Source organism: Sodalinema gerasimenkoae IPPAS B-353 (assembly GCF_009846485.1).
Lineage (GTDB): Bacteria > Cyanobacteriota > Cyanobacteriia > Cyanobacteriales > Geitlerinemataceae > Sodalinema > Sodalinema gerasimenkoae.
Genome location: NZ_ML776472.1, coordinates 708,732 through 734,913, shown reverse-complemented (window position 1 = coordinate 734,913; position 26,182 = coordinate 708,732). Strand labels below are relative to the sequence as shown.

23 protein-coding genes and 2 pseudogenes are annotated in these 26,182 nt (G+C 52.5%); 12 read left to right on the top strand and 13 right to left on the bottom strand.

The genetic code is table 11. The annotated features are described in order from the left end of the window. Positions 1-173: 173 nt before the first annotated feature. Positions 174-2,414, top strand: a complete 2,241-nt coding sequence (locus tag L855_RS03235) for a DUF5682 family protein (RefSeq protein WP_159784086.1) — start codon at positions 174-176, stop codon at positions 2,412-2,414. On the opposite strand, the gene L855_RS03230 is transcribed toward L855_RS03235, so the two are convergent. After that, positions 2,411-4,651, bottom strand: coding sequence for a glycoside hydrolase family 57 protein (locus L855_RS03230; RefSeq protein WP_159784083.1), 2,241 nt, complete (start codon positions 4,649-4,651; stop codon positions 2,411-2,413). The genes L855_RS03235 and L855_RS03230 overlap by 4 nt on opposite strands. A gap of 158 nt (positions 4,652-4,809) precedes the next feature. After that, the gene (locus tag L855_RS03225) at positions 4,810-5,049 is read right to left on the bottom strand and encodes a NifU family protein (protein WP_087705882.1); all 240 of its coding nucleotides are present in this window, start codon (positions 5,047-5,049) and stop codon (positions 4,810-4,812) included. Positions 5,050-5,200: 151 nt separating this feature from the next. Here L855_RS03225 and L855_RS03220 point away from each other — a divergent pair, with 151 nt between their 5' ends. The 8 genes from L855_RS03220 to L855_RS03185 all read left to right on the top strand — a co-directional run bounded on the left by L855_RS03220 (position 5,201) and on the right by L855_RS03185 (position 10,520). Then, positions 5,201-5,776 (top strand): rhomboid family intramembrane serine protease, encoded by a 576-nt coding sequence (locus L855_RS03220; protein WP_159784080.1) that lies wholly within the window; start codon positions 5,201-5,203, stop codon positions 5,774-5,776. Between the two features lie 12 nt (positions 5,777-5,788). Next, positions 5,789-6,067: a TIGR02450 family Trp-rich protein gene (locus L855_RS03215; protein ID WP_159784077.1), complete on the top strand. Its 279-nt coding sequence runs from the start codon at positions 5,789-5,791 to the stop codon at positions 6,065-6,067. Between the two features lie 135 nt (positions 6,068-6,202). After that, on the top strand, positions 6,203-6,760 hold the full coding sequence (gene efp / locus L855_RS03210) for an elongation factor P (RefSeq protein WP_159784075.1): 558 nt from the start codon (positions 6,203-6,205) through the stop codon (positions 6,758-6,760). 89 nt (positions 6,761-6,849) lie between these two features. Next, positions 6,850-7,329, top strand: coding sequence for an acetyl-CoA carboxylase biotin carboxyl carrier protein (accB, locus tag L855_RS03205; protein ID WP_159784072.1), 480 nt, complete (start codon positions 6,850-6,852; stop codon positions 7,327-7,329). Positions 7,330-7,417: 88 nt separating this feature from the next. Continuing rightward, a complete protein-coding gene (locus tag L855_RS03200; RefSeq protein ID WP_219729854.1) occupies positions 7,418-7,810 on the top strand; it encodes an ArsR/SmtB family transcription factor in 393 nt (130 codons plus the stop codon). 151 nt (positions 7,811-7,961) lie between these two features. Then, positions 7,962-9,077 carry a calcium/sodium antiporter gene (locus L855_RS03195; RefSeq protein ID WP_159784069.1) on the top strand — a complete coding sequence of 372 codons (1,116 nt, stop codon included), beginning with the start codon at positions 7,962-7,964 and terminating at the stop codon, positions 9,075-9,077. Positions 9,078-9,085: 8 nt separating this feature from the next. After that, on the top strand, positions 9,086-9,454 hold the full coding sequence (locus L855_RS03190; protein WP_425500549.1) for a DUF565 domain-containing protein: 369 nt from the start codon (positions 9,086-9,088) through the stop codon (positions 9,452-9,454). Between the two features lie 19 nt (positions 9,455-9,473). Further along, on the top strand, positions 9,474-10,520 hold the full coding sequence (locus tag L855_RS03185; protein ID WP_159784066.1) for a glycerate kinase: 1,047 nt from the start codon (positions 9,474-9,476) through the stop codon (positions 10,518-10,520). A 33-nt stretch (positions 10,521-10,553) separates the two neighbouring features. Here L855_RS03185 and ctpC read toward each other — a convergent pair whose 3' ends face one another. Then, the gene (gene ctpC, locus L855_RS03180) at positions 10,554-11,855 is read right to left on the bottom strand and encodes a carboxyl-terminal processing protease CtpC (RefSeq protein ID WP_343039352.1); all 1,302 of its coding nucleotides are present in this window, start codon (positions 11,853-11,855) and stop codon (positions 10,554-10,556) included. A 215-nt stretch (positions 11,856-12,070) separates the two neighbouring features. Next, positions 12,071-13,315 carry a (E)-4-hydroxy-3-methylbut-2-enyl-diphosphate synthase gene (ispG, locus tag L855_RS03175; RefSeq protein WP_159784063.1) on the bottom strand — a complete coding sequence of 415 codons (1,245 nt, stop codon included), beginning with the start codon at positions 13,313-13,315 and terminating at the stop codon, positions 12,071-12,073. Positions 13,316-13,530: 215 nt separating this feature from the next. On the opposite strand from ispG, the gene L855_RS03170 reads away from it, so the two are divergent. Further along, complete coding sequence (locus L855_RS03170) at positions 13,531-15,099, top strand: adenylate/guanylate cyclase domain-containing protein (RefSeq protein ID WP_159784060.1); 1,569 nt, start codon at positions 13,531-13,533, stop codon at positions 15,097-15,099. 256 nt (positions 15,100-15,355) lie between these two features. After that, positions 15,356-16,813 carry a methyl-accepting chemotaxis protein gene (locus tag L855_RS03165; RefSeq protein ID WP_159784057.1) on the top strand — a complete coding sequence of 486 codons (1,458 nt, stop codon included), beginning with the start codon at positions 15,356-15,358 and terminating at the stop codon, positions 16,811-16,813. On the opposite strand, the gene L855_RS03160 is transcribed toward L855_RS03165, so the two are convergent. Continuing rightward, the gene (locus L855_RS03160; RefSeq protein WP_246198705.1) at positions 16,810-17,673 is read right to left on the bottom strand and encodes a DUF3153 domain-containing protein; all 864 of its coding nucleotides are present in this window, start codon (positions 17,671-17,673) and stop codon (positions 16,810-16,812) included. The two genes, L855_RS03165 and L855_RS03160, sit on opposite strands and share 4 nt — an antisense overlap. 213 nt (positions 17,674-17,886) lie before the next feature. On the opposite strand from L855_RS03160, the gene L855_RS03155 reads away from it, so the two are divergent. Beyond that, positions 17,887-19,119, top strand: coding sequence for an HhoA/HhoB/HtrA family serine endopeptidase (locus L855_RS03155; RefSeq protein WP_159784054.1), 1,233 nt, complete (start codon positions 17,887-17,889; stop codon positions 19,117-19,119). 5 nt (positions 19,120-19,124) lie between these two features. Here the strand turns inward: L855_RS03155 and L855_RS03150 are convergent, their stop codons facing one another. The 8 genes and pseudogenes from L855_RS03150 to L855_RS22665 all read right to left on the bottom strand — a co-directional run. Then, positions 19,125-19,475 carry a DUF760 domain-containing protein gene (locus tag L855_RS03150; protein WP_159784051.1) on the bottom strand — a complete coding sequence of 117 codons (351 nt, stop codon included), beginning with the start codon at positions 19,473-19,475 and terminating at the stop codon, positions 19,125-19,127. Positions 19,476-19,572: 97 nt separating this feature from the next. Then, positions 19,573-20,088, bottom strand: coding sequence for an SMC-Scp complex subunit ScpB (scpB, locus tag L855_RS03145; RefSeq protein WP_159784048.1), 516 nt, complete (start codon positions 20,086-20,088; stop codon positions 19,573-19,575). Positions 20,089-20,227: 139 nt separating this feature from the next. Further along, positions 20,228-20,650: a type II toxin-antitoxin system VapC family toxin gene (locus tag L855_RS03140; RefSeq protein WP_159784045.1), complete on the bottom strand. Its 423-nt coding sequence runs from the start codon at positions 20,648-20,650 to the stop codon at positions 20,228-20,230. Next, entirely contained in the window at positions 20,647-20,994 is a 348-nt protein-coding gene (locus tag L855_RS03135; protein WP_159784043.1) for a ribbon-helix-helix domain-containing protein, read from the bottom strand. The genes L855_RS03140 and L855_RS03135 overlap by 4 nt, the downstream gene beginning before the upstream one ends. 157 nt (positions 20,995-21,151) lie before the next feature. After that, entirely contained in the window at positions 21,152-23,665 is a 2,514-nt protein-coding gene (gene gghA / locus L855_RS03130; protein WP_159784040.1) for a glucosylglycerol hydrolase, read from the bottom strand. Positions 23,666-23,776: 111 nt separating this feature from the next. Next, positions 23,777-24,820 (bottom strand): annotated as a pseudogene (glgB, locus tag L855_RS22675) (1,4-alpha-glucan branching enzyme); the annotation flags it as partial. Beyond that, the gene (locus L855_RS22670) at positions 24,813-24,965 is read right to left on the bottom strand and encodes a hypothetical protein (RefSeq protein ID WP_425500548.1); all 153 of its coding nucleotides are present in this window, start codon (positions 24,963-24,965) and stop codon (positions 24,813-24,815) included. The pseudogene glgB and the gene L855_RS22670, both read right to left, overlap by 8 nt. Then, a pseudogene (locus L855_RS22665) lies at positions 24,961-26,169 on the bottom strand (GlgB N-terminal domain-containing protein); the annotation flags it as partial. The pseudogene L855_RS22665 and the gene L855_RS22670, both read right to left, overlap by 5 nt. Positions 26,170-26,182: the final 13 nt, after the last annotated feature.

Below are 26,182 nucleotides of genomic sequence, written 5' to 3'. Positions count from 1 at the left end.
ACGTTGAATTAGATGTAAGATGGTAGAGGCTAGTGGATAGGTCTAGGATAACAAACTAAAGAATCATTAGAAATAATTATCCCAAATGAGTTAACAAAACGATATAATTTTCTTGGTTTATGAAGTTTTTGAATTGATTTAGTCTCGTTTATGACTTCCTGTGAAGATCGTTGATGTCCACTCGCATTTTTGGCATTCGCCATCATGGTCCAGGATCGGCTCAGAATTTGCGGGCGGCCCTGTTCGATTGGCAACCTCAACAGCTCTTGATTGAAGGGCCCCCTGAAGCTGAATCGGTAACCCATCTCGCAATGGGTTTGCAACCTCCGGTTGCCCTCCTTTTATACAGTGGTGAGCAGCCGCAAACCTCAGTTTATTATCCCTTCACCATCTTTAGTCCAGAATGGCAAGCCTTGCAATATGGGTTGCAGGGTAACCGTCCCATTCATTGGCTGGACTTGCCTCAAACCTATCAATTCGCCGTAGAAGAGGGAACCTTCCCGATTGCGGCTTTTCCCAGTGACCCGCTTCAGGAATTAGCTCGGGCCGCTGGGGAGGGGAATGGCGATCGCTGGTGGGAGCAACTCATCGAACAGCGCCCCCCCTCTGAGGATGTGTTTAGCGCCATTCTAGAAGCCATGAGTGCCCTACGGGAAGTTGTGGGGATATCTCAGAGCGATCGCCGGCGAGAAGCGGCTATGCGACAAAGGCTGCGACGGCTACAACGAGAGTATCCTCAAGACCGTCTCGCGGTCATCTGTGGGGCTTGGCATGGGCCGGCATTGAGCCAGATGCCCCCAGAAGCCCAGGATCAGGCCCAACTGGCACAGTTACAACAACAACTTCCCCCATCGTTACCCAAGATTCAAGCCACCTGGATTCCCTGGAGTTATCGGCAACTGGCAATCCATCAGGGATATGGCGCCGGGATGACCGCTCCCGGTTGGTATCATTACCTCTGGGAGTCGCGCCATCAGTCTCCAGAGGCGCGAACTCGGGGGTGGCTGACCCAAATCGCCCAGGCTCTGCGTGACGCCGGACAGCCTGCCTCGACTGGGGCTGTGATTGAAGCCGTGCGCTTAGCCAATAGCCTAGCGGCCCTGCGCGATCGCCCTCAGCCGGGATTTCCTGAACTGCAAGAGGCGGCCCAAGCGGTCATGCTCGGAGACGGCCCCATCCCCCTCACGACCTTAGCCGATCGCCTGCTCATTAGCGATCGCCTCGGCTGGGTTCCCGAGGATGTCCCCACCACGCCCCTACAGCAAGACTTACAGCAGCAGGCCCAACACCTACACCTGCCCATCGAGACCGATGAGAGACTCCTGGATTTAGACCTACGCCAGCCTCGGGATAACCAACGCTCCCAACTCTTTCACCGGCTACAGCTACTCGGGATTCCCTGGGCCCGGTTACAAGGACAACCGGGATTAGGTACATTCCGGGAACGCTGGCATCTGCAATGGGAACCAGCTCTAGACCATCATTTGATTCAACGCTGTATTTGGGGCAGTAGTCTGGAGACAGCCGCCAGTGCCTATAGTCAGGCCGAGAGCCGCAAACTTGAGCAGTTGCCCCCCCTGGCCGCACTTCTGGATCGCCTCTTCCGCGCCAACCTGCCCCAAGCCATTCATAACATCCGCGATCGCCTCGAATGGGTAGCCGGCCAGACCCAGGATCTGACTCAAATTGCTAACACCCTACCGCCCCTCGTAGGCATTATCCGCTATGGCAACCTCCACCAGACCGAGGGAACCGTCCTACAACCCATCTGGGATCGCCTCGTCTTGCGCTGTTGTCTCGACTTCCCCCCCGCCTCGCGGCATCTCAACCCCAGCGCCGCCAAGCATCTCGCCCAGGCCCTGCTCACCGCCCAGGGGGCGATCGCCCTACTCCCCAATCAGTCCCAGCAGTCCCGTTGGCTCAACAGTCTCAAAACCCTGCTCACCGCCCCCGAGACAGCCGGCCTAATCAGTGGCCTCAGTTGTCGCCTCCTGTTCGATCAGCAAGCCCTCAGCCCCGAACAAGTCCGTCAACAGTTGGCTTGGGTTCTCAACCCTGGCCAGTCCCTAGAGCGAGCCGCCCATTGGCTCGAAGGCTTCCTCCAGGGCAGTGGCGTATTACTCATCCACGACGATCGCCTCCTCGGCCTGCTCGATGACTGGGTGCGATCGCTCCCCGAAGAGGAGTTCCTCACCCTGCTCCCTCTCCTCCACCGCAGCTTTGCCCGCTTCAGCCCCGCAGAACGCCGTCAAATCAGCCTCAAACTGGGGCAAACGGTCGCCACCCCAGCCAACATCCCCGAGGACCTTCAGGCTCCGTCCGAGCCAGTCTCCCTAGACCCCAACCGCAGCCGTCAAGTTCTGCCCATTCTGCAACAGCTTCTGGGCAACCCCCCGCAGCAAGGCCGCCCCTAGGGCATCGTCATGGGAATAAATCCCTCACCCACGACTAACTCCCGGAAGCTGCCCTGCTCGGCCAAAACCGGAATTAAATGTAAATTCCAGTCCGGTTCCGTCGGCAAATCCGCCCAAGGAACCGCCAACTCCAAACATTCATTAATCGCCACCTTGACCCGACTATTGCGAGGAGTCCAGCGATCATCCGCCCCCGCCTGCTGCATTCGGAAGGTTTCACTGAGGAGATTGACCGTCAGATGGGTAGCAAAGCGGTAGGTGAGCGGGGGCCGATTGGGGAGATCTCGTAAGGGAACGGGGCTAGTGTGCATCGTTTGGTGGGGATAGTACCAGAACAAATGCAGTTCCGGGGGACAAGCTTGCCCTGGTTCCAATCCCGTTGTGAAATCCAATCTGAGATAGAAATTCAGGTGATCCAAGCCGTACCATAACCGTTGCACTGGCGTCGCCCGGTGCATCGTGCCTCGGGAGCCACCCACATCAATGCGTCCGGCATGATCCCAATCTTGCTCATCTCCCACCCCATCAATCACCGGATGAATGAAGCTTTGGGGACGCATATCGCCCTTGCGTTCATGAACTTCTAAGGGCTGTTTCACTCGCTCCGGGATGGGTTCCCCTAACGCACTGTACAAGGCCCCGAGATGTTGCCGGAAGAGGCGATCGAATATGGCATCTTGATCCGAAGAATGACCTTCGCCGAACCACCAGAACCAATCCGAGCCTTCCGCCGCATAGAGTGCCTCCCAGGCTTCAGGATTGGCCTCTTCCGTCGCCTCAGGGTGATTGGCTAACACCTGACGAGCGTCGCTAAGGAGATCCCAGGCCGTATTCTTAACGGGGTCACCAATCCAGGTGGTGAAACTCCCATCCACCCAGGACCCGCTATGGAGTTTGTCACTGGGGAGGGTTTCCGTGGGGGGGAAGCGATCGAGAAATTCCGAGACGGTCACCAGTTTGATGTCCGTCTGTTTACTTAGGGTTCGATAGAGAGCTTCCAGGAAGGGTTTTCCATCCTGTTGATAGTATTCCCAGCAGTTTTCACCATCGAGGGCAATGGTGACAAGCCAGGGTTTCTCTAAACTGGTGCCCTCTTGATTATGAGTGAGCGATCGCGAAATGGCCTCCAAATGTCCCACCAAGTCCCCAGCGGCCTCACGGGGATTCATGGAACTGTAGGTAAAGCCAATCAAATCCGAGAGACGGTGATCTCGGAACACAATCGCCACATCCCCTGCGTCGGTTTTCAGGCGATAGGGACGATAGAGAAGTTCCGGTTCAAAGACATTCCCGGTTCCATCCCGGTGGAAGAAATGTTGTTTCGTCCAACCCAAGACCGCTTCATCGGAACAAATCCATTGAAAGCCTTGCCGAGCAATATGGGGCAAAATTGCCGGACTCACCGACTGTTCCGAGGGCCAGAGGCCACGGGGTTCCCGGCCAAAGCGATCGCAGTAGAATCTCCAGGCCTTATGAAGGTGGCGGGGGATATCCTCGGACCATTGGAAGCGCTGCCGGGGAAGTTCCATCTCAGGAACCGCCACCCGGCCGGCATTGGTATCAGCCAAGAGGGGCAAAATGGGGTGAGTGTAAGGCGTGGTCATCACCTCCAACTGCCCCGATTCCTGCATCTGGCGATGTTGGGGGACAATGCGGCTGAGAATCTGTTTTTGTTTGGAAAAAATACGCTGGCGATCGGCGAGAGTAAAGTTCTGTCCTTGCTTTAACCAGGCAGCAATCTCAGGATCATCCCAAAAGAGGGGGTCAATCCAAGCTAAATTGTGCCATGCCAGCAAATCGCCGAAATCTCGGGGTTGCCAATTCTCTAAACACCAGGCCATACCCCGTTCCTGTCGCTGACCATAGAGTTCTCGATAGCGAGGATGAGGATCGACGAGGGTATGGTGATTGGCATCAAAGAACCGTTCTAGGGTAAATTGCTTATCCTCACGGGTGAGTTGGTCCAGAGGGGTCAGTAATAGCTTGAGGTACGGGTCGAGGGCTTTGCCAGAAATATAATCCTCAAGCTGCAAAATCAGCGAAGGGACGAGATTTACCGTTTGGTGAAGTTTGGGGAATTGCTCCAGGAGCAGAACCAAATCCAAATAGTCTTTGGTTCCATGCAACCGCACCCAGGGGAGCCGATATTGTTCACAGTCCGGGGTACTAGCGGCACGGCTCTTATAGAGAGGTTGGTGCTGATGCCAGACGAAGGCAACATAAAGAGGGTGTGACATAGTTCTCCTGAAGGCGGTGCAGCGAAACTCTGGGGTTATCCTATCAGGACAATTACATCGGCGGATGTGCCCCAGCAAACAGACGTCCAGACAAACAAAAGCCGAAGACACAAGCTCCGGCTCGGGTTAGGGCAACTTTGGGGCAAGCTTGAGTGAACCTACATCACCTGTTCAACTTCAGCAATTTCAGGGATATATTCCCGTAGGCGACGTTCGATGCCCATTTTCAGGGTCATAGCGGAACTGGGACAGGAGCCACAAGCTCCTTGTAGGCGCAATTGCACAATGGGGCCTTCAATTTCCATTAGCTCCACATTGCCCCCATCAGCCATCAGGTAGGGACGCAGTTCGTCTAAGACTTTTTCGACGTTCTCTTTGGTGAGTGCCAGGGTTTCCATGTTGATCTCTTACAGATGTGAGTGAACAGGACTCGCAGTTGTTTGCATTGTACCGTTTTCTGCCCAACCGCGTCAGGGCGATCGCCCCTGGATGAACCTGTTACCCTGGAAATAGACCCTAAGTTCCCAACCCATCACCCCCTTAGTCACGATGAGTCAAGAGAGTAGCAGTAAGGCACTGGCCCGAGAACTCAAAGGCCACATTCTCATTCTGGGCAGTTGCATTGCCCTGATGTGGGCCGTTCACCTCATTAATCAGTTCCTCTTTGCCGGTTCCCTGAATAGTTTCGGCGTTTACCCCCGCAATCCCAACAGTCTGCGGGGAATTGTGTTTATGCCCTTCCTCCACGGCAATTTCCCCCATATTCTCTCGAATACAGCGTCATTTCTGGTGTTGGGCTGGCTCGTCTTAATCCGGGGACTCCGTCATTTTATCTGGGTCAGTGTCATTGCCACGCTTGTCAGCGGCCTAGGAATCTGGTTTTTTGGCTCGGCGGGGATTCACATCGGTGCCAGCGGTGTCATCTTTGGTTATCTCGGCTTCCTGCTCCTCTATGGCTTGTTTGAACGCAGCTTGCCCTCAATTGCCCTCTCGTTACTGGTGATGTTTTTCTATGGCAGCCTCATCTGGGGCATTTTCCCTGGAGATCCGAGAATTTCCTGGGAAGGCCATCTATTTGGCTTTATTGGTGGCGTACTGGCTGCTAAGTTTTTATCGCGCAAATAGGGAGGGGCGATCGTGGCCAAGAAGAAACAAAAGTTACCTCATCTGCTGGGGTCAAAATGGACGGCCATGCAGAAAACCTGGGGTTGGCGACATTTCCAAGTGGTCAGTCGTAAAAACGAGGGAGGCTTTGTTTTCGCCGAACTCATGGCCTCATGCGATTCCCAGGTTCGCTTCTGGCTCAATGCCAAAGTGCTCAAAAACCGCAACCAGTGGCAACCCGGTTGGAAATCCCTCCAGGAACAGATGGAGTTAGAAATTCCCGAAGATGTAGACGTCATCGACGACTTTTAGAGAAGAGGGCGACCACAAGGGTACGCCCCTACGTTGTTTCTGTGCCCGATTCCCCCAAACTTCACCCCCCAATGGGGGAAATGAGCCGGACAGATGTAAAATAGGTTGCCGATTGTTCTGCACGGATTGAGATTCATGCTCTCCTCAAACGATTTTAGAACAGGCTCCACCATTGAACTTGACGGTGCAGTCTGGCGTGTGGTGGAATTTCTGCACGTAAAGCCGGGTAAAGGGTCTGCCTTTGTGCGAACCAAGCTCAAAAATGCTCAAACAGGAAGTGTCGTTGAGCGCACCTTCCGCGCCGGGGAGACCGTTCCCCAGGCAATTCTCGATAAACGGGTGATGCAACATACCTACCGAGAAGGTGAAGCCTTTGTCCTCATGGACATGGAAACCTACGAGGAAGTTCGTCTCATTCCCGACCAGATTGGCGATGGCGCTAAATATCTGGCCGAGGGGATGGATGTAAACGTCATTTACTGGAATGACCAGGTGGTTGAGGTGGAACTCCCCAATTCCGTGGTCTTAGAAGTGACCGAGACTGATCCTGGGGTCAAAGGAGATACCGCAACGGGGGGAACTAAACCCGCGACGGTTTCGACAGGCGCTCAAGTGATGGTTCCTCTGTTTATCTCCATTGGTGAACGGATTAAAATTGATACCCGCAACGATAGCTATCTGGGGCGGGAATAGTTTTGCTCGACGGGGAAAGGTTGCAGTCTTTCGCAACCTTGCCTCAATCTCGTGCAGACATAGCTTTTCAAACGAACGGATAAAAAACAGTGCAATTGGACTTTAACCAACTTCGCGAACTCATCGCGGCTTTAGAGGGAACCGATATTTCGGAGTTCACCCTAAAAAACGAAGATTTAGAATTAACGATTCGCAAAGGATCTGGGGTGGTCTCTGCCGCACCGGGAGTCATGGCGGTTCCTCAGCCAGTTGCGGCCCCTGATGGAGGTCCGGCTGAAGTTCCGACCCCTGCTTCCTCTCCAACACCGCCTCCCTCGGCGGCCGCTAAATGGGTCGAAATTGTCTCGCCGATGGTGGGAACCTTCTACCGGGCCCCGGCCCCCGATGAGCCGCCGTTTGTGGATGTGGGCGATCGCATCTCCAATCAGCAAACGGTCTGCATCATCGAGGCCATGAAACTGATGAATGAGGTGGAGTCGGAAGTCACCGGTGAGGTCATCGAAATTTTAGTGGAAAATGGCGAACCTGTTGAGTACAATCAGCCCTTAATGCGGGTGTTGCCGGCATAAGCCGCTCCTGACTTTACCCGAAATGAGGCGTCCCCCTTGGGAGTCTTAGTTTATTTCCCCCCTGTTGGTGTTCACTCCCCTTAAACCTGTGCAGCAGCCTATACCCCAGGAAGTTACCAAACACGTCGCTGAGTATTTTAGTATTCTCAGCGAACCCATGCGTCTAAAAATTCTCAACCTGCTTCGTGATGAAGAGCGATGTGTGCAGGAACTGGTTGAAGCCACTAAAACCAGTCAGGCCAACGTCTCTAAGCATTTAAAGGTGATGCTACAAGCAGGTATCCTCAGTCGTCGCACTGAGGGAACGTCAGCTTATTATTGCGTTGAAGATGAATTGACCTTTGAGTTATGTCATCTGGTGTGCGATCGCCTCGCAGCCCGCATTGAGCAGCAAGCCCAACACTTTCGAGCCTTTAGTGTGTCGAACAAACCGCGCAACCGCTCCTCAACGGGTGAGTCGGAAGCGGAGGCCTCCTCCTGACCTGGCGGGCCAAGGCAGCAATTCCTAACTCTTTCAGGACAGAGTGCGTTCATGAATCTTCATGGCGAGCGTCGGGCTAAATTTATGGCTCGTCGCCATTTTGGTGTATTTTAGCGTTATATTAAATCTTGGAGACCCTTTAAATTTTAAGATGTTAGATTTACTCACTTGGTTAGGTATATTTGCGGTGAGTTTGTTTGTGCTAATTAAAGCATCAGACTGGTTTATTGACTCATCGGAAGTCTTGGGAGTTTTTCTGAGACTTTCCCCATTTATTATTGGTGTTGCTATTGTCTCTGTGGGGACATCCCTACCGGAATTGATGTCTTCCATCACAGCGGTACAGGAGGGATCATCGGAAATTGTCTTTGGGAACGTCATCGGCTCCAACGTTGCCAATATCTTTCTCATCACTGGAGTTGCAGCGGTAGTCGCCGGAAAAATGGAGCTTAAATATGATTTAACCAGCGTCGATTTGCCCCTGTTTGTTGGCTCATCTTTCCTGCTCGCCTTGATGCTATTTACCGGGAAATACTCAGTGGGAGAAGCAATTTTATGTTTGCTAGCCTATGGAGTCTATTTAGTCTATACCATCACAACATCCGAAGGTGAGATTGGCGGTATCCCCATCGCAGAGGCTCCCGTTGAAGCCAAATCGGAAGCAACGGTGGCAGTTGGCGCTCTCGAATCCGCTGGCCCTGATAACAGTGCCCCGACCTCCTTAGAGACTCGTCCGATAACGGAAGCGGGCACTACCGGGGATGACGGTGTTCAGGACTCTAATACTGACTCAACGCCACAGGCGGGTGAGCGGCAAGCCTTTCCGTGGAAAGCGCTGTTTATCTTAATCGTCAGTGTGATTTTCATCTATTTCGGCGCCAAATATACCGTTGAGTCCGTGGTGGCACTCTCGGAATTACTCAATATTGGCAAGGAAATCATCGCCGTCAGTGCTTTAGCCCTAGGAACCTCTTTACCTGAACTGAGTGTGAGTCTCGTCTGTGTCAAACGAGGCAGTTATGACGTGGCGGTGGGGAATGTCCTCGGCTCTAATATCTTCAATGCCCTAGTGGTCATGGCGATTCCCCGCTTTTTCGGTGCCTTGATTATTCCCAAGACCACCTTGATTGAAGGTCTCCTAGAGATGCTCTGTGGCACAATCTTGATGTTCTTCGTCGTGCAAGATAAACAGATTACCCGCTGGGAAGGCTATCTCTTTATCATCTTTTACGCCTGGTTTATTGCCCAAATCTTTGAGTTAGTCTAACCTCGGTTATGGGGGTCCTCCGCTTCCTCCCCACCTTAGAGGAGTATGTTGTGCAAAATACCCGTCTTAATCGGCTTGTTGACGTCCTGCTGGCTCGCTTCGTAGCTTGGGCCCGCAACCCTTGGCGGCGTACCTCGTTGATTATCATTGGCTTTCTCTTTGGCTACTTCCTCGGGAATGCCATCTCGACTATTTCCGGGCAAAAAGCCTTCCTGGATATGACCGTCGCCTTTATGATGTTGCTGATTACCGAGTCAGTGAACTGGCTCGTCTATGGTCGTCTACGACAATCTTCATTATTCTCTGACACGCTCAGCGCCACTAAATTGGGTTTAGTGTATAGTCTGTTCGTGGAAGCCTTTAAATTGGGATCTTAGGCCCTGCCCTAGATTGTTGATGAGCTATCTAAGTGCCTTACTCCATCGCGCTGTCCTACAACTGCGCCAACAGGGAGCCGTTGACAGGAGTCTCTGTGAGGCGCTCTTGGCCGGGGAGCGTCAAACCCCTGAACGTAGCCAAGCCCTTGATTTAGCCCCATCTGAGACCGTTGAGGGCATTCAGGAACGGTTGGGGCAACTGGCTGAGATTTTGGATAATGTGGTGGAACGTTTGCCTTTTCAGGGGCAGGAACTCATTCTGGAGAATCTCTGGCGTCTTTGGCTGCCTCTGGCGGGGCAATTGGCTCAGTTGAGGCGGGAGTCTGCTCGACCCATTGTGCAAGGGATTTTAGGGGGCCAAGGCACGGGAAAAACGACCCTAGCCAGCGCTTTGAGCGTCATTTTAGAGTACTTCGGCTATCGCAGTCTGGGGCTATCTCTCGATGACCTCTATAAACCCTACGCTGAACGACAACGACTCAAAGCTGAAGATCCCCGACTCATCCGCCGTGGCCCTCCAGGAACCCATGATGTGGAGTTGGGGTTGCAAGTGTTGCAGCAACTGCGCCAGGGAGCATCCCCTGTGGCGGTTCCTCGCTTCGATAAGTCGGCCTTTGGCGGAGATGGCGATCGCACCTCCCCAGAGCAGGTCGAGGGGGCGGATATTATTCTCTTTGAAGGCTGGTTTGTCGGGGTTGAACCTGTCGAGCCGAGCTGTTTTGAACAGGCCCCCGAGCCAATTCGCACAGCGCAGGACAAAGCCTTTGCGCGGGATTGCAATCAGCGCTTACAGGAGTATTTGCCTCTCTGGGACTGTTGCGATCGCCTGATGGTCTTGGCTCCCGTTGATTATCGTCTCAGTCAACGCTGGCGACTTCAGGCCGAACATGATGCGATCGCCCAAGGGAAAGCAGGCCTATCCGACGAAGAGATACGCGAATTTGTTGAATACTTCTGGAAAGCCCTGCACCCGGAGTTATTCATCACTCCCCTGATTGCCCCCGAAGCCAAATCGGCCCTAGTTGTAACCCTAGAAGCCGATCATAGTATTGGTAGCATTCGCTAACGAGGTAGAGTCCCCTCGTCCAACGCCGGACCCTTAACGCACCGATGCGGGAACGGAACTGGTCGTCTCCTCACCATTTGCTGCCGCAACCTTTTCCTGCAAGATTTCCAAGGCCCGGACATATTGGGGGTCGCGCTCAGTTCCAATCATGGTGCGATCCATCCGCATCTCTTCCCGAACCTCCTCAGAAATCTCCTGTTCCACATCCGGGGGAATCCCCTCCTTATCAATATCAATGCCATTGGGAGTCAAATAACGAGCGATGGTGACGGCCAACCCAGCACCATTGCCCACCGGACGGACGGACTGCACCAGTCCCTTGCCAAAGCTCGTCGTTCCCACCAAAACGGCGCGATCGTTATCCCGCAACGCACCTGAGAGAATTTCACTGGCACTGGCCGAACCGCCGTCAATCAAAACCACCAGGGGTTTATCAGTGATGGCGCGACCATTGGCCCGTTGAACCTCCGCCACCCCTTGGCGGTTCACCGTCGAGACAATATCGCCCTCATCGAACCACATCCGGGCAATCTCAATACTGGCTTGCAGCAAGCCACCGGGGTTCGACCGTAAATCCAAGATAAAGCCATCAATGCCTTCAGACTCCAACTCCTGAATGGCCGCACGCATTTCATCGGTCGCCAGTTGACTGAACTGGGTCAGACGGATATACCCCACGCCACCGGGTAAATCGTCTTTACGACTATGACGCACTGGGTGGATCTCAATTCGGGCGCGGGTGATGGGGAATTCTAACTCCCGTTCTCCTCGACGAATCGTCAGAACCACTTCAGTGCCCACACGGCCTCGAATCAGATTCACCGCCTCGTTGATATCCATCCCCTCAGTACTTTGACCATCAATTTTGGTGATCACGTCCTGAGATTGAATCCCTGCGTCAAACGCCGGGGTTTCTTCAATTGGGGAAATGACGATCAGTTCTTCGGTTTCGGGATCCTGAGACAATTGAATCCCAACTCCAGTTAATTCACCGGAGGTATCAATTTGCATACTGCGGAACTCGTCAGGATCCATGAAACGAGTATAGGGATCATCGAGTTTTTCGAGCATCTCGCGAATCGCATCATAGGCGACTTCGGGAGACTCATAGGAGCGATCGAGGAACTCTGTGCGCACGGCACGCCAATCGACCTGATTAAAGGCCGCATCGACATAGTTTTTATCGATAATCTGCCAAACTTCATCTACCAGTTCTTTGGGACTTTCCTGGAAGAATGCTTGTCCTTTTAAATGAATGCCGGCACCAATAATCGTCACCGTGCTGAGCATGACGACGGTTGCGCCAACGACCAACCCACGAGTTGCCATGTCGATTTGCCTTAACTTCAAGAGTGTAAAAAAATGTATACGTCTAAATCCTGTTAGGCCCACTGTAACACAATCAAATTTGGGCGATCGCCCCCCGGAGCCTATTCCAAGATTGTCCTACCTCCCTCTACATGTTAGCCCGTTCGAGATCCAACCTAGGACAGTCCCCCCCTGGGTCTTGTCCTAGGCAGGGCCTGATCCCTCAGGCCGAATGGGATCTCCTAGGGATCGATCCAGCGTCCATCAGCCTTAATCAGGTTAATTAACTCAGCCACTCCCTGATCCTCGGGCACTTTTTTAATCTCCTCACGACCCCGATAGAGGGAAATAAAGCCAGGCTGTTTGCCCACATAGCCATAATCAGCATCGGCCATCTCCCCTGGGCCATTGACAATACAACCCATCACCGCGATATCGAGTCCCGTGAGATGGTTCGTTGCCTCACGCACTTCTCGCAACACATCTTCGAGGTTGAAGAGGGTTCGCCCACAGGAGGGACAGGCTACATACTCCACCATGGTTTTGCGTAACCCCAAGGCTTGCAAGATGCTGTAGCAAACGGGAATTTCCTTCTCTGGGGCCTCAGTGAGGGAGACCCGTAGGGTGTCACCAATGCCATCGGCGAGGAGGGTGGCAATCCCGGCGGTGGACTTAATCCGGCCATATTCACCATCTCCGGCTTCCGTCACCCCTAAATGCAGGGGATAGTCCATTCCTAGCTCATCCATGCGACGAACCATCAGACGATAGGCAGCCAACATCACCGGAACCCGAGAGGCTTTTAGGGAAATCACCAGATTATAAAAATCTAGAGACTCGCAGATTTTGATAAATTCCAGGGCCGACTCCACCATCCCTTCTGGGGTGTCACCATAGGTAAACAGCATCCGTTCGGCTAACGAGCCATGATTGACCCCAATCCGCATCGCCTTATTTTGGTCTCGCAAGGAGATCACCAGCGGTTCGAGGGTCTGGCGAATTTTGGCGCCAATTTCCTGAAATTCTGGGTCTGTGTATTCGCTGCGATCGCTTTTGGGCTTCTCGAACACGTAGAGACCTGGGTTAATACGCACCTTATCCACATGTTTGGCCACTTCTAGGGCGATTTTCATGCCATTGTGGTGTACATCAGCCACGAGGGGCACATCTTGGTACGTTTCTCGCAGTTTTTCCTTAATCTGGGCTAGGGTTTTGGCATGAGCCATACTGGGAACCGTAACCCGGACAATCTCACAGCCGATTTCATGGAGCCGCCGAATCCCTGCCACAGACCCATCGACATCCATGGTGTCTTCGTTAATCATGGATTGAACCACCACCGGGTGTCCTCCCCCGATGGTGATGTTACCCACGGGAACAGGACGGGTTTTACGGCGACGAATTTTGGTCTCAAAGGCGGCAACAGTCGAATCTGGGGAGGCTGGGTTGCTCGTGTCGTTGGGGTAGGGGGTAGGCAATGTTTGCATGAGTCCGAAGCAGCTCGTTACGGTAGCTAGAAATCTGGCAATGGGTATATCTAGTTTTACCTTGCCACAGAAGGGGACCGTCTGACAGCGTTTAGACCAGATTGCTGAATGGATATTGCATCATTGTGGTCAACCCCCAGACTTGGTCAATGCCAGAAGAGGGTGCGCCACTTGCCTATTGCCATCTCTTCCACGGTCGAGGTTAGGGGTGGGTTATGCCTCTTGCCTGTTGCCTATCGCCTCTTGCCTCTTGCCTGCTCCTTATGACTGATCACCCTCATCCATCTGAGACATCACCCAAGGCAACCCTTCTGCTGGTGGACGACCGGCCCGAGACTCTGCACCTCCTGTCACGGTTGCTTTTGCGTAAAGGGTATCAAACCCATAGTCTTACGGATGGGGTGCAAGCCGTTGACGTCGCCGAACAACTCCGGCCTGATTTAATTCTTTTGGATATTAATATGCCTGGGATTGATGGCTTTGATGTCTGTCGCCGCCTCAAGGCAAACTCGGCAACTGAGGGAATCCCTATCATTTTTGTCAGCGCGTTAGATAATGTGCTCGATAAGGTAAAAGCCTTTGCAGCAGGCGGGGTGGACTACATCACAAAGCCGTTTCAGTTTGCTGAGGTGTTAGCTCGTATTGAAAATCAACTTAAACTCAAGGATTTACAAGAGCAACTCGAAGCGAAGAATCAGCAACTTCAGGCAGAGGTGAATGAGCGTATTCGCGCTGAGGAGGCTTTACGAGATCAGGAACAGTATTTGCGCTTAATTTTAGATAATATCCCACAGCAAGTATTTTGGAAAGATACCAATTTAGTTTTTCTAGGTTGCAATCAAAACTGGGCTAATGCAGCTCAACTTAAGTCGCCCAATGATGTTGTTGGCAAGACGGATTATGATATGTTTGGTGATAGAGAAATTGCCGAGCAGTTTCGCATTCAAGATCGGCGTATTATTGATAGTAATACTCCTGAGCTACATATTGTTGCCAAAAAACAAAAGCCCGATGCAGAGGGCAAATATCTTTGGCTCGACATCAATAAAATTCCCATTCATAATCAAGAAGGAGAGGTCGTTGGCATTTTAGGGGTCTTGGAGGATATTACGCAACGCAAGTTAGCGGAGGAAGCACTGAAGGCTGAAAAACAAAAGTCAGAGCATTTATTGCTGAACATTTTGCCGAAAGCAATTGTGGATCGCTTAAAGCAACTTGAAAGTGCGATCGCCGATCGCTTTGATGATACAACGGTCATGTTTGCGGACATTGTTGGGTTTACGGCCCTGTCCTCTGAAGTTTCACCGGTGGAAGTTGTGAACTTACTGAATCAAATTTTTTCTCTGTTTGATCGTCTTGCGGATAAACATAAGCTGGAAAAAATAAAAACAATTGGTGATGCCTACATGGTTGCTGGGGGTTTGCCGATTCCCCGTTCAGATAGCCCTGAGGCGGTCGCCAACATGGCGTTAGATATGTTAGAGGCGATGGCCAACTTTCAGCCAGCAGGCATGGGTCCGCTAGAACTGCGAATTGGCATGAATAGCGGACCCGTCGTAGCGGGGGTGATTGGCATTAAGAAATTTATTTATGATTTATGGGGTGATACGGTTAATGTGGCCAGTCGCATGGAGTCAACGGGGGTTCCTGGACGCATTCAGGTTTCAGAAGATACCTATCGAAAGCTTCACAATTCTTTTGTATTTGAGGAGCGAGGACTCACGCCTATTAAAGGCAAAGGAACAATGAAAACCTATTGGTTAGTAGGTCGGAAAGAGTTTTGAGTGGGGGATACAAAATGAGGCGTCAATGTCAAGGATTTTTTGTGTTTTGTCAATAGGCAAGTGCCTTTACTGTTGTCGTTTTAACTTTAGTTAACTTTTGGGTGATGGTAATAGCAGGGGGGAGTATGATAACAGTATCAGGATAAGGCATAGGTTGGGATTAGCAAGTCGGAAACAGTCTAAAAAGAATGATGTATATTACCGATTGTGTAACAATCAACTGTGGCTTTTCTCCTAGGATATGAGGTGAATTAGAATGTTTTCGTTAAAACAGAAAAGAATTCGGACTTGGATTATTGGTGGCTATGCTGTTCCCATTGTACTCTCCCTGCTGTCTTTTGTCATGGTCTGGAATAGCGTGCGGACATTGCAGCAGGAAGCGGATCAAGTTGAAGAATTTATTGAAAATGATCGCATTGTCGATCGCCTTGAATTGAACGCTCAGGTTTTGTCACGAACCTTACGGGGTTACTTACTTGAACCCAGTGAAATCTCGATCAATACCTATAACGAGGCCCGGCAGAATTTCTACGCCGATGTGCCATTGCTGCGGGAGCGTCTGCGTGGGCGGCCGGAGCTGCAACAGTTGGAGGAGATTGTTGAGACGATCGATCAACTCATTGAAACCCACCGCAACATTTTCCTTCAGGTTGAGGCGGGCGATCGCGACGGGGCCATTCAGAGTTGGGCACAACTACGAGGACGCGCTCAGGCAGAGAACATTCAGACCCTATTCACGAACTTCAGTGAGTATGAAAAGTCTCTGGTCCTCGATAGTCAACTGGCGCAGCAGGAGTCCCTACAACTGCTGATCACCACCACCATTACGTTCACCTTCTTGACCTTGAGCGTCTCGACCTTAGTTGGGTGGTGGGTCATTAGCCGTATTACGCGCCAGATGGATGAGGCGGCCAGTTCTGTGGCCAGTTCCTCGATGGAAATTGCAGCCACCATGGAACAGCAAGAACGGACGGCTAGCCAGCAGGCTGCCTCAGTCAACGAAACCACCACCACCATGGATGAACTCGGGGCCTCGGCCCGTCAGGTGATGAACCAGGCCGAATCGGCAACCGGCAGTGCCAATCAAGTCTTAAATCAAGCGGACAATGGGACGCGCGCGGTGCAAGAAACCCTAGAAACGATGTATTCCCTCAAAGAGCGAGTCTCGGCGATCGCCCAACAAATTTTACGCTTAAGCGAGCAAACTAACCAAATTGGTAATATTTCCAATCTGGTGAGCGATTTAGCCAACCAAACCAATATGTTGGCCCTCAATGCGGCAGTGGAAGCGGTGCGAGCAGGGGAACATGGTAAGGGCTTCTCGGTGGTAGCTAGTGAAATCCGCAAACTGGCGGATCAGAGCAAAAAATCCGCTGAGAAAATCAACACCCTGGTTGAAGATATCCAGAATGCCATCAATACCACGGTCATGGTCACCGATGAAGGCACGAAAAGCGTCGAATCGGGGGTGGCGGTGAGTCAGAACACCTCCCACGCCTTTGCTGGGGTGCGAGAGGGCATTAACCAGGTGGTGATGAGTAACCAGCAAATTACCCTCACCCTCAAACAACAGGTGAATGCGGTTGAACAGGTAATTGAGGCCATGACCGTTCTCAATGTCGCGGCCCAGGAAACAGCAACGGGTATCACCCAAGTTAAAGAGGGAACCCAACGGCTCAACCAGGCGGCTGTTTCGCTCAAAGACCTCGTTTAAGAGCTGGGGGTTTCTGAGGGCGACTCGATGGGAGGAGGAGTTGAGGCGCGCGGGGAACGTCCAATCCCTAGGGCGGGCAGCAACTTGTCTTTGAGATAGGAGGCGATCGCCACCAGGAGAATAATCAGCACCGCACCAATCCCAATGGGGCTAGGAACCCAGAAATCCACTTCTAAATGTTGGGTTTCTCCCGGTTCCAGGGGCCAAATCAGGGTGTTCTCCTCAAATGTGGGGGGGTTGGGCCCCGAAACCGTCGCCAGTTTTGCCCCCCAGGGGGTGATGAGACGGAAGCTCACATCCACAAGCCCCGTGGGACTAATCAGCACATTCCCCTCCGTTGACAGCACCCCCAAGGCCCGTAAGTCCACCTCTAGGCTCAGATGGTTGGAGATGGCGAAAATAAAGTTTTGTTGATCAACCGCCAGATGGGTTTCCAGCTCAGGAATCTCGCCGGCCTGTTCTGGGGTGAGGCCGTTTTGCTCGACTGGGTTAAAGAACTGTTCAAACTTATAGACGAGGTCGTCACCATTATTAAAGGGGATGACCACTCGCCAGCGGCGATCGCCCATTTGTTGGGTATAGCCTTGCAGCGATCGCGCCCGTCGTTTCAGGCTCTCGGTCCAACTATCCACCGTGGTGCGGCTGAGGTTAACAAACCGTTGTGATAGGGTCACATCCTGGACAATTTCCCCATGGGTTTGGCTGTCAAAGTGAATCCCCACATCGTAGCGGACACATCCTGACAGCAATAGGGCAGCAATTGTCGCGACGACGAGCGTTCGCGATCGCCGTAGCCGACCTAGGAGCCAGAACAGGGCCGCCGCGATCGCCGCGTAGACTGGAGTAAGAACAGACTTCACAAAATTCACGAACTTCAACAGGAGTAGTTTCCTTGATTTTACGCCCTTCTGGGGCAAGGCCAAGCTTTTTTGGAGCCGATCGTGGAGAATCGGCTTTGCCAAACTCGAAGCGACAATGCCAGAATAGAGGAACACAGCCAATGCCAATCTAGTGCATCGCCCTCAACTGACCCCGTCATCACTCCTCTGCCGTTACGGCAGCCCTGAAAATTTATGAATCTTTCCGGGAGACAACTCGCCGTCTATGTGCTTCTGTTAACTCTAGGAGGGGGCATTGGTAGCTTTGTCAGTCGTCAGAGTTGGGAGGGGACGTTTAGCCCCTCTAACCCCGAGTCTAACTTGACCTTAGACCCTGTGGTGTTGCAGCCAACTCAATGGCAGCTCGACCCCTCCCCAGAAGAGATTGATAATCAGTTACACAGCAGCCCTAACTTTATCGCTCAGGCTGCCGAACGAGTGGGGCCGGCGGTGGTGCGTATCGATGCCACCCGTCGGATTAGCTCCCGCAGTCCCAACTCTCTGCCAGATCATCTATTTCGCCGCTTTTTTGGGGAGGAGTCCCCACGACGCACAGAGCGCACCGAACGAGGCACGGGGTCAGGCTTTATTCTGGCGGCTGATGGGCAAATTCTCACCAATGCTCATGTGGTGGAAGGGGCCGATGTGGTAGAGGTGACCCTGCGAGATGGGCGTAAATTTGACGGTCAGGTGATTGGCCGGGATGCGTTGACCGATGTAGCGGTGGTGAAGATTGAGGCCGTGGGATTGCCCACCGCCACCCTCGGTTCCTCGGATAACTTGGTGGCCGGACAATGGGCGATCGCCATCGGCAACCCCTTAGGCTTAGATAATACGGTGACCGTGGGGATTATTAGTGCGACCGGGCGATCGAGTGCCCAGGTGGGGATTAGTGATAAGCGGGTGCGCTTTGTGCAAACCGATGCAGCTATTAATCCCGGTAATTCTGGAGGGCCCTTGCTCAATGACCGAGGCGAGGTGATTGGGGTCAATACCGCAATTCGGGCTAACGCTCAGGGCTTAGGCTTTGCCATTCCCATTGAAACCGCCCAACGCATTGCCGAGCAACTCTTTGCCACTGGCAAGGCACAACATCCCTTCTTAGGGGTGGAAATGCTGGATTTAACCGCTGAAATTCGGGCGGAAATCGAACGCAATCCCCAGTTTAACTTGAATCTAACCCAAGACCATGGGGTTCTGGTTCGGGGAGTCCGCTCCAACTCTCCTGCGGCTCGTTCAGGAATCCGCGTTGGTGACATTATTACCCGCATCGATGGGCAGATTGTCGATACCGCGTTGGATGTCCAGGCGGCGGTAGAGCGATCGCAGGTGGGTCAGCGGCTACCCATTGAGGTGCTGCGGGACGGCGAGCTACGAACGATTCCCGTCCGTCCCGAGGCTATGTCTGATCAGGACAGTTTTGGCTAGTTACCTTAGTTGCCCTGAGGGCTGTCTCCCTTGGGGCTGTCCACCTGGGAGACTTGGTGGTCAAGTTCCATCCGTTGCTCCATTTGGCGGAGGAAGTAACCCGTCATCATGGCTGAAGCCAGCATCCCAGCCATGTTCTCGCGGTCGGTAGAGATTTGGACATTGAATTCTTCAGAAGGAAGCACGCCGATGAGTCCTTGGACATTGCGAGAGATGATATCCTTGATTTCTGGACTTGCCGACTTGGCGACCCGTGCCAGAATGTCTGGGGATTGGTGTTGCAGATAGGCGAGAAGTTGATTGCTAACCTCCTCGCTTTCTTTCATCTGAGCAAAAATTTCTGGGTCGAAAACCATGAGCGTCTCAGTTACGTCGGTGGGTCAACAGTGGATGAACCTTAGAGCAAACTTGGATCAAACAATGTGGCTACATCTTCCAGTGTAGGCCATCCTTCTACCCCTTGGCGATCATATCAAGGGATTGTACCGTTCCTTGCAGTTGAAAATATTGGTGAAACTTATCCGTTAGGCGCAGTTCATAGGAGCGGCCATCAGAGGATTTGCGGCGACGGACTAATCCCAGTTCCATGAGGTCTTTGACTTGTTGATAGGCGCCTGAGCCACGCAGCTCCACGAGATCCGACTGAAGCAACGGCTGCTTGATGGCGATCGCCGCCAGAGTGCGTTGGGCCCCCAGTCCCAGTTCCGCTGGCACCAACTCTAACATCACATCTTGGAAACTTTCCCGCAGTTGCAAGCTATATTGGCCCTTGAGTTCCACAATTTCCAGGGCGCTATCCCGTCGAGCATAATCATCCATCAACTCTAACAGGGCCTCTTGGACTTGGGGGCGATCGCAGCCAGCACAGTCGGCCAACTGGCTCAAGGTCAGGGCTTGTCCCTTAAGATACAAAATGGCTTCTAATACGGTAGCTAAGCGCCGCTGGGGCTGTTTTTTCGGTGACGTCATAGGGTTCGCTAAGGGCCAGAGTTTCACAAAACTGCCGTGATTGTCGATTATAGTCCGTCTGCCGCCCATCGACGACATCTCGGGTTGTGACTCAGCAGCCGAAGTGAGGGGTTTGGCCTCACTCTTGCATCTTGAAGTATTACGATTGTTCTTCGCCCGGTAAAACCTCAAAACTCTCGCGCCCGTGAATGCGATAGAAGAAAAAGTCTGAATCTAGGGTTAGAATTTGGCGGTAGCCGGTTTGTTCTGCCAGGAGAACAAGGCTGGCATCGGCAAAGTCCATCGGGCGATCGCGATACTGTTCCATCAGTTCCAGAAGTCTTGGTATGAGGTCGGGGGCGATCGCATAGGTGACGAACAAACCTTCGAGGAGTAAGTCGCCCACCCTTTTTTGCATCGCCCAACCCCCGCGACGGGACGTGAGGTACATGGCTTCAGCCAAGCAAGGCCAAGTCGTAATCAGGGGTTGTGCGTAACGTGAAATTGATCGTTTGTAGAGACTGTGTTGAGGTTGGGTGGGATCAACGAGACAGAACAGTATGCCGGTCTCACCAATAATCATAGTTCTAAGCCTTGTTGGCGATATTTTTCAACAATCATCTCTTCAATTTCAGATTTGCTCGGCTTTACGGTGGCACGATCAATGGTCGGTTCTATATTTTCTAAGTCTTGGAACCATTTTGCCCAGGCAACACCATAGTCGCGATCGGAATCGGGCTGTTCAGGTGTCGTTTGCTGTCCCTCGATCGCCGCCTCTCCATCAATTTCTTCATGGCGATCGCGGTGTTCGTGTTCTTCGAGGAGCACTAAGGCAGCACGCACAACGTCAACAGCAGACGAATACTGTCCGTTTTCTAATTGATTTTGGATAATCTGTTCGAGTTCGCGGGGAAGGATGATGTTCATGGCTTTTTTATCCGGTAGTTTGGAAGGGGCGATCGCCGCCAACTATTTCAATTATAGGAGGGGGACAGAGTTCGCTATAGGCCAGAGTTTCCCGGCAACAACAATCAGGACGTACCGGAGAGTACGCCCTGATGGAGAGGGTTAAGCGACTAACCAGTTAGCGGTTCGTCCGAGTAAGTAATACCGCTTGACTGTCGCTGAGGGTGAGGGTTCGTAAATCGCTAATCTCTAACCCCGGCGAGGTGAGGGCAATCTCCCACTCCTCTAAATCCAGTTGTAGCCAATCGGCTAGAGTGACCGTGAGGGGGTCGCCGCCCATGTGAGTGGCGATCGCCACCTGTTCCGTCTCATCAGGACTGGTGCGCAGTCCGTAATAGAGGGTTGCCGTCTCTTCATCAATATGATTGAAGCGATCGCGGGCGCCCAAATTGTCCCGTAACCAGGGACGATCTAAGCGGAACTGACGCAGTTGCCGATTATAGGCCGTCTGTTTTGGATCTAGGAATTGCTCATGTTTCCAAACATTACAGATTTCATGGGCATCTTCCATAAAATTCGTGGCGAACTCCTTGAGTTTGCCCACATCCAACTCTTGCAGAATCGGCGATTTTTCAGGCACATTCAGCTTCTGCCATTGGGCCGCCGAAGTCAGAGTTTTGGCTTCCTCCTGGGCCTCAGGAGAATTTGACGTGGGTCCTAAATGGCGCTGGCAAATTTGAGCCACCTCATCGAGGTCATAATCCGTCTCCTCAATGGCATGTTGCAAGCCGCGCATAAACTGCCGCAACTCGGCCACTTTCTTGAATCCCATCCGCTTGAGACGAGGAAAGATGCCCGACAAATCATATACATCGGGTTCCACTTGCCAATCGAGGAATCCTGTTTCCTCTGCGACCACCTTCACCCCATAGCGCTCGTCGGTGTTGCGTAAAAAGCCCCAAGGCGCGCGCATGGTGCAGTTAATAAAGTCCATAGGCAGTCCCGGACTAAACCCATACACCAACATAGTAATCGCCGGATTATCATAGGCATTATTAATCACCTCCGGCAAGGTTTTACCCAAATTCCAGTTAATGGGCATATCGGCTTCCACCTGTGTTCCCCGCCGTAGGGTGTCGTGGTTTCCGCAACCGGTAATCCAGTTAGACCCCACTTGCATCACTTCACAGACACGCTTCCATTTACGACTCCAGAACTTCTTCAAACCGGGAGTATTGTGGGCAAAGACCAACGGCCCCCATTGGAAACTTTCCGGCAAAAATTCAATAATGTCTCGATAGGTGGAAATCTCTTCCCAACCTTCATCGGGCCAGGGCCGCCCATCTTCAAAAATGGTGAAGGGGTAGCGACAACTGCCGGCAATCTCTTGGGGAACTTGGTCCATCTCTTGCAGATAGACATCATCGTATTCCACCCGCCCGGACATGGGATTAAAGTATTTAAAGTCCTGGGCACCATCAACGCGAATCCCGTCCACGCCGGTGTCTGACTTGCGACGCTGCATCTCCAGTAGAATTGCCCGCACCCCTGGATTCTGGTGGTTCACATCCTGGCCATACATATTAGGGCCTTTCAAGAAGCGACCATTGAGAAGATTGAGGGCTTGGTTATCAGCGTGACCATAGACGATATCGTAAATCACCTGAATCGGTCCGGTGGAGAAGTTATGGAGAGTTTCAACAAACTCCACTACTTCATCAGGCCGCTGGGTTTCTAAGACAGAGGGGTTGGTGGCGGCCATGCCAAAAATGACGATGTCATAGCCCCAGTTTTCTGTGTCAGGTTTCTTGAGTTGAACCTGAATTTCGTCCGCCTCATGTTCAATGGATTCACTGTCCGGGTCCATGTGCAGACGGTCTTCATCCCCACAGAAAAAGAAGCCATGACCATGTTCTCGATGACCGAGATATTCAACGGTGGGTTCGATGGGGAGGAGTTGCACCGCTTCATAGCCGACATAGTTTTCTTCGGCCGGGGTGAGCGGTTCTCCGTTGGCGAGTTTATCGGAAATCTGCTGAAATAGTTGCGTTAACCCCGAGAGATAGCCATTGGGCGAGGCCGTGTTGACGTGAAGCTGCAAGATGTTGGTGGGGGGCTTCACTTTGACGGGGCTACCATCGTCCGTGCGGAATTGTTCGAAATAGGCGGCATCGCGGCGATCGCGGTGGAGTTTATCGCGATCGTACACCTCTGCGGGGGCATAAACCCCATAGGGCAGAGAATCGGCCAAGAAATCGCCAATGGTACGAATCTCGTTTTCATGATCGAGATATCGCAGCCAATAGAAGGAACCGAAGTGGTCAGCATCGCCGGCTTTCATCCCCGACAAGACCCCCCACATATATTCGCCATCCCGGTGTAAGTTCACATACTCGCGACGGAACTTAACGGTTTGTAAATTTTCACTGGGATGAATGTCGTTGAGGGGGGTGAAGATTTCCAGATAGATATTTTTCGGTTGAATCTCCCCAGGACTGAGTTCGGGAACCCAGAAGCCAATTTCTGTCAAGCCATCGGGACGATAGTAGGCCCCTAAACGGCGCGCAATCTGTTGGGATTTGTGAAAAATCGTTTCATCAGAGGCTTGAACCCCCTGCACCCAATCCAGAAGTTTTTGGGTTTCATCGGCAACGAGGGTAATTTCGGCCGCGCGACGAGTGGTTGTAACCATAAGTGCTTATTGTGAGGTAATTGTTCAAGGATTGCTTTCAAGGATTGCCTAGCGAAAGACAATTTGCTGTCAGTGCCGGACATCATCACGGCGATGATGCCCGCACTTCGATTAGGCATCAGGCTTATATTTAAAGACCATGACACTCAACGGGGGTAAACATAGAGGCAGGGCCTGAGTCCATTTCGGGTTCGACCACTCCACAGTGGCTTTCCCGCCACCATTGCCCATGTTGCTGCCGCCGTAGCATTCAGCGTCACTGTTGAAAATCTCTTCATAGAAGCCGGCCTGAGGAACCCCAATCCAATAGTCATGGTGGGGAACCGGGGTGAAGTTACAGACCGTCACCACAAACTCCTCGCTGTCCTTCGCCTGGCGGATAAAGGAGACAATGCTGTTGTCGGCATCATTACAGTCAATCCATTCAAAGCCTTCATCGGAGAAGTCCTGGGTGTAAAGAGCCGGTTGAGCGCGATAGATATGGTTGAGGTCTTTGAAGAACTGCTTGAGTTGTTGATGGGACTCCTGATTGAGCAGATCCCATTGCAGGTCTCCCCAAGCATTCCATTCTTTATGCTGACCAAACTCCATCCCCATAAACATGGTTTTCTTGCCGGGATGGGTAAACATATAGCTGAACAAACAGCGCAAGTTGGCGAATTTCTGCCAATTATCGCCGGGCATCCGATCCCAGAGGCTCCCCTTGCCGTGAACCACCTCATCGTGGGACAACGCCAACATAAAGTTTTCGCTGAAGGCGTACATCAAACTAAAGGTGACGTGGTTGTGGTGGTAGCGGCGATGGATGGGATCTTCGCTGAAGTAGTCCAGCATGTCGTGCATCCAGCCCATGTTCCATTTGAAGTTGAAGCCCAAGCCACCGAGATAGGTGGGCCGGGAAACCAGGGGCCAGGCGGTGGATTCTTCGGCGATGGAGAGGATACCGGGATAGTAGCCGAAGATGAGATAGTTCAGTTGCCGTAGGAAGTCAGCGGCTTCGAGGTTCTCATGGCCGCCGAAGCGGTTGGGAACCCACTCGCCATCTTTGCGGTTGTAGTCGAGGTACAGCATCGAGGCCACGGCATCGACGCGAATGCCATCGATGTGGTACTTGTCGAACCAAAACAGGGCGTTGGAGACGAGGAAGTTACGAATCGACGCGAATGCCATCGATGTGGTACTTGTCGAACCAAAACAGGGCGTTGGAGACGAGGAAGTTACGAACTTCATTGCGGCTGTAGTTGAAGACGTAGGTTCCCCATTCTTTATGTTCGCCTTTGCGGGGGTCTTCATGTTTCATTGCGGCTGTAGTTGAAGACGTAGGTTCCCCATTCTTTATGTTCGCCTTTGCGGGGGTCTTCATGTTCATAGAGGTGGGTTCCGTCGAAGTAGGCCAGGCCATGGCTATCTTTGGGAAAGTGACCGGGAACCCAATCGACGATGACGCCGATGTCGTTGGCGTGACATTGGTCGACAAAGTACATGAAGTCCTCGGGACTGCCGAAGCGGGAGGTGGGGGCAAAGTAGCCAGCCACTTGATACCCCCAGGAGCCATCATAGGGATGTTCGGCGATGGGGAGGAGTTCGATGTGGGTGTAGCCGAGATCTTTGACGTAGGGGATGAGTTTTTCGGCCAGTTCTCGGTAGGTGAGGAAGCGTCCTTCAGGCTTTTCTGAGACACGGACGACCTCGCCTTTGTCGGGGGGATGTTCTGCCCCGGTATGCAGCCAGGACCCGGCATGAAGTTCATAGACGGAGATGGGCTGGTCGTGGGGATCACTTTGACGGCGTTCTTGTATCCAGCCGTCATCGTTCCAGTTGTACTGGTCTAAGTCTACGACTTTGGAGGCGGTGTCGGGCCGCACTTGTTGGGCAAAGCCGTAGGGGTCGGATTTGAGATACATGTGCCCTTGGGGGTTTTTAATCTCGTATTTATAGAGGGTTCCCGAGGGGAGTTGGGGAATGAACAGTTCCCAAATACCGCTTTCGGTGCGCTCCATCTGGTCTTTGCGACCGTCCCATTCGTTGAAGTCGCCAACGATGGAGACGTTGCGGGCGTTGGGGGCCCAGACGGCAAAGTAGACCCCGGCAATGCCGTTGATTTCGGTGGGATGAGCGCCGAGTTTTTCGTAGATGCGATGGTGGTTGCCTTCGGCGAAGAGGTAGCGGTCAAATTCCGTCAGTTTAGGGGAACGGAAGGCGTAGGGGTCGTAGAAGACTCGTTCGCGATCGCCCTCTTTGACTTTCAGTTGATAGTTTTTTAGCTCGGCGGCCTGAATCTCGCATTCGAAGAAGTTGGGATGATGCACGCTGTGCATGGGGTAACTATCCCGCTCCTCAGGGCGAATCACCCAGGCAGCGTCAGCTTTGGGAAGGTACGCTCGCACGACCCAGGCACTTTTACCGTTGTTGTCGGAAAGCTTGTGAGAGCCTAAAATCTCAAAGGGATTTTGGTGTTGATTGTTCGCAATTTTTTCGATTTGTTCGGGAGCAACTATAGTCATAATTTCGTGATTG

Coding starts and splice junctions, on each gene's coding strand:
- gghA (WP_159784040.1), bottom strand. CDS start 23,665: ATGGTTACAACCACTCGTCGCGCGGCCGAAATTACCCTCGTTGCCGAT.
- L855_RS03230 (WP_159784083.1), bottom strand. CDS start 4,651: ATGTCACACCCTCTTTATGTTGCCTTCGTCTGGCATCAGCACCAACCT.
- L855_RS03195 (WP_159784069.1), top strand. CDS start 7,962: ATGTTAGATTTACTCACTTGGTTAGGTATATTTGCGGTGAGTTTGTTT.
- L855_RS03185 (WP_159784066.1), top strand. CDS start 9,474: ATGAGCTATCTAAGTGCCTTACTCCATCGCGCTGTCCTACAACTGCGC.
- L855_RS03155 (WP_159784054.1), top strand. CDS start 17,887: ATGAATCTTTCCGGGAGACAACTCGCCGTCTATGTGCTTCTGTTAACT.
- L855_RS22670 (WP_425500548.1), bottom strand. CDS start 24,965: ATGAAACATGAAGACCCCCGCAAAGGCGAACATAAAGAATGGGGAACC.
- L855_RS03150 (WP_159784051.1), bottom strand. CDS start 19,475: ATGGTTTTCGACCCAGAAATTTTTGCTCAGATGAAAGAAAGCGAGGAG.
- efp (WP_159784075.1), top strand. CDS start 6,203: ATGCTCTCCTCAAACGATTTTAGAACAGGCTCCACCATTGAACTTGAC.
- L855_RS03170 (WP_159784060.1), top strand. CDS start 13,531: ATGCCTCTTGCCTGTTGCCTATCGCCTCTTGCCTCTTGCCTGCTCCTT.
- L855_RS03220 (WP_159784080.1), top strand. CDS start 5,201: ATGAGTCAAGAGAGTAGCAGTAAGGCACTGGCCCGAGAACTCAAAGGC.
- L855_RS03225 (WP_087705882.1), bottom strand. CDS start 5,049: ATGGAAACCCTGGCACTCACCAAAGAGAACGTCGAAAAAGTCTTAGAC.
- scpB (WP_159784048.1), bottom strand. CDS start 20,088: ATGACGTCACCGAAAAAACAGCCCCAGCGGCGCTTAGCTACCGTATTA.
- L855_RS03165 (WP_159784057.1), top strand. CDS start 15,356: ATGTTTTCGTTAAAACAGAAAAGAATTCGGACTTGGATTATTGGTGGC.
- L855_RS03140 (WP_159784045.1), bottom strand. CDS start 20,650: ATGATTATTGGTGAGACCGGCATACTGTTCTGTCTCGTTGATCCCACC.
- L855_RS03190 (WP_425500549.1), top strand. CDS start 9,086: ATGGGGGTCCTCCGCTTCCTCCCCACCTTAGAGGAGTATGTTGTGCAA.
- ispG (WP_159784063.1), bottom strand. CDS start 13,315: ATGCAAACATTGCCTACCCCCTACCCCAACGACACGAGCAACCCAGCC.
- L855_RS03235 (WP_159784086.1), top strand. CDS start 174: ATGTCCACTCGCATTTTTGGCATTCGCCATCATGGTCCAGGATCGGCT.
- L855_RS03135 (WP_159784043.1), bottom strand. CDS start 20,994: ATGAACATCATCCTTCCCCGCGAACTCGAACAGATTATCCAAAATCAA.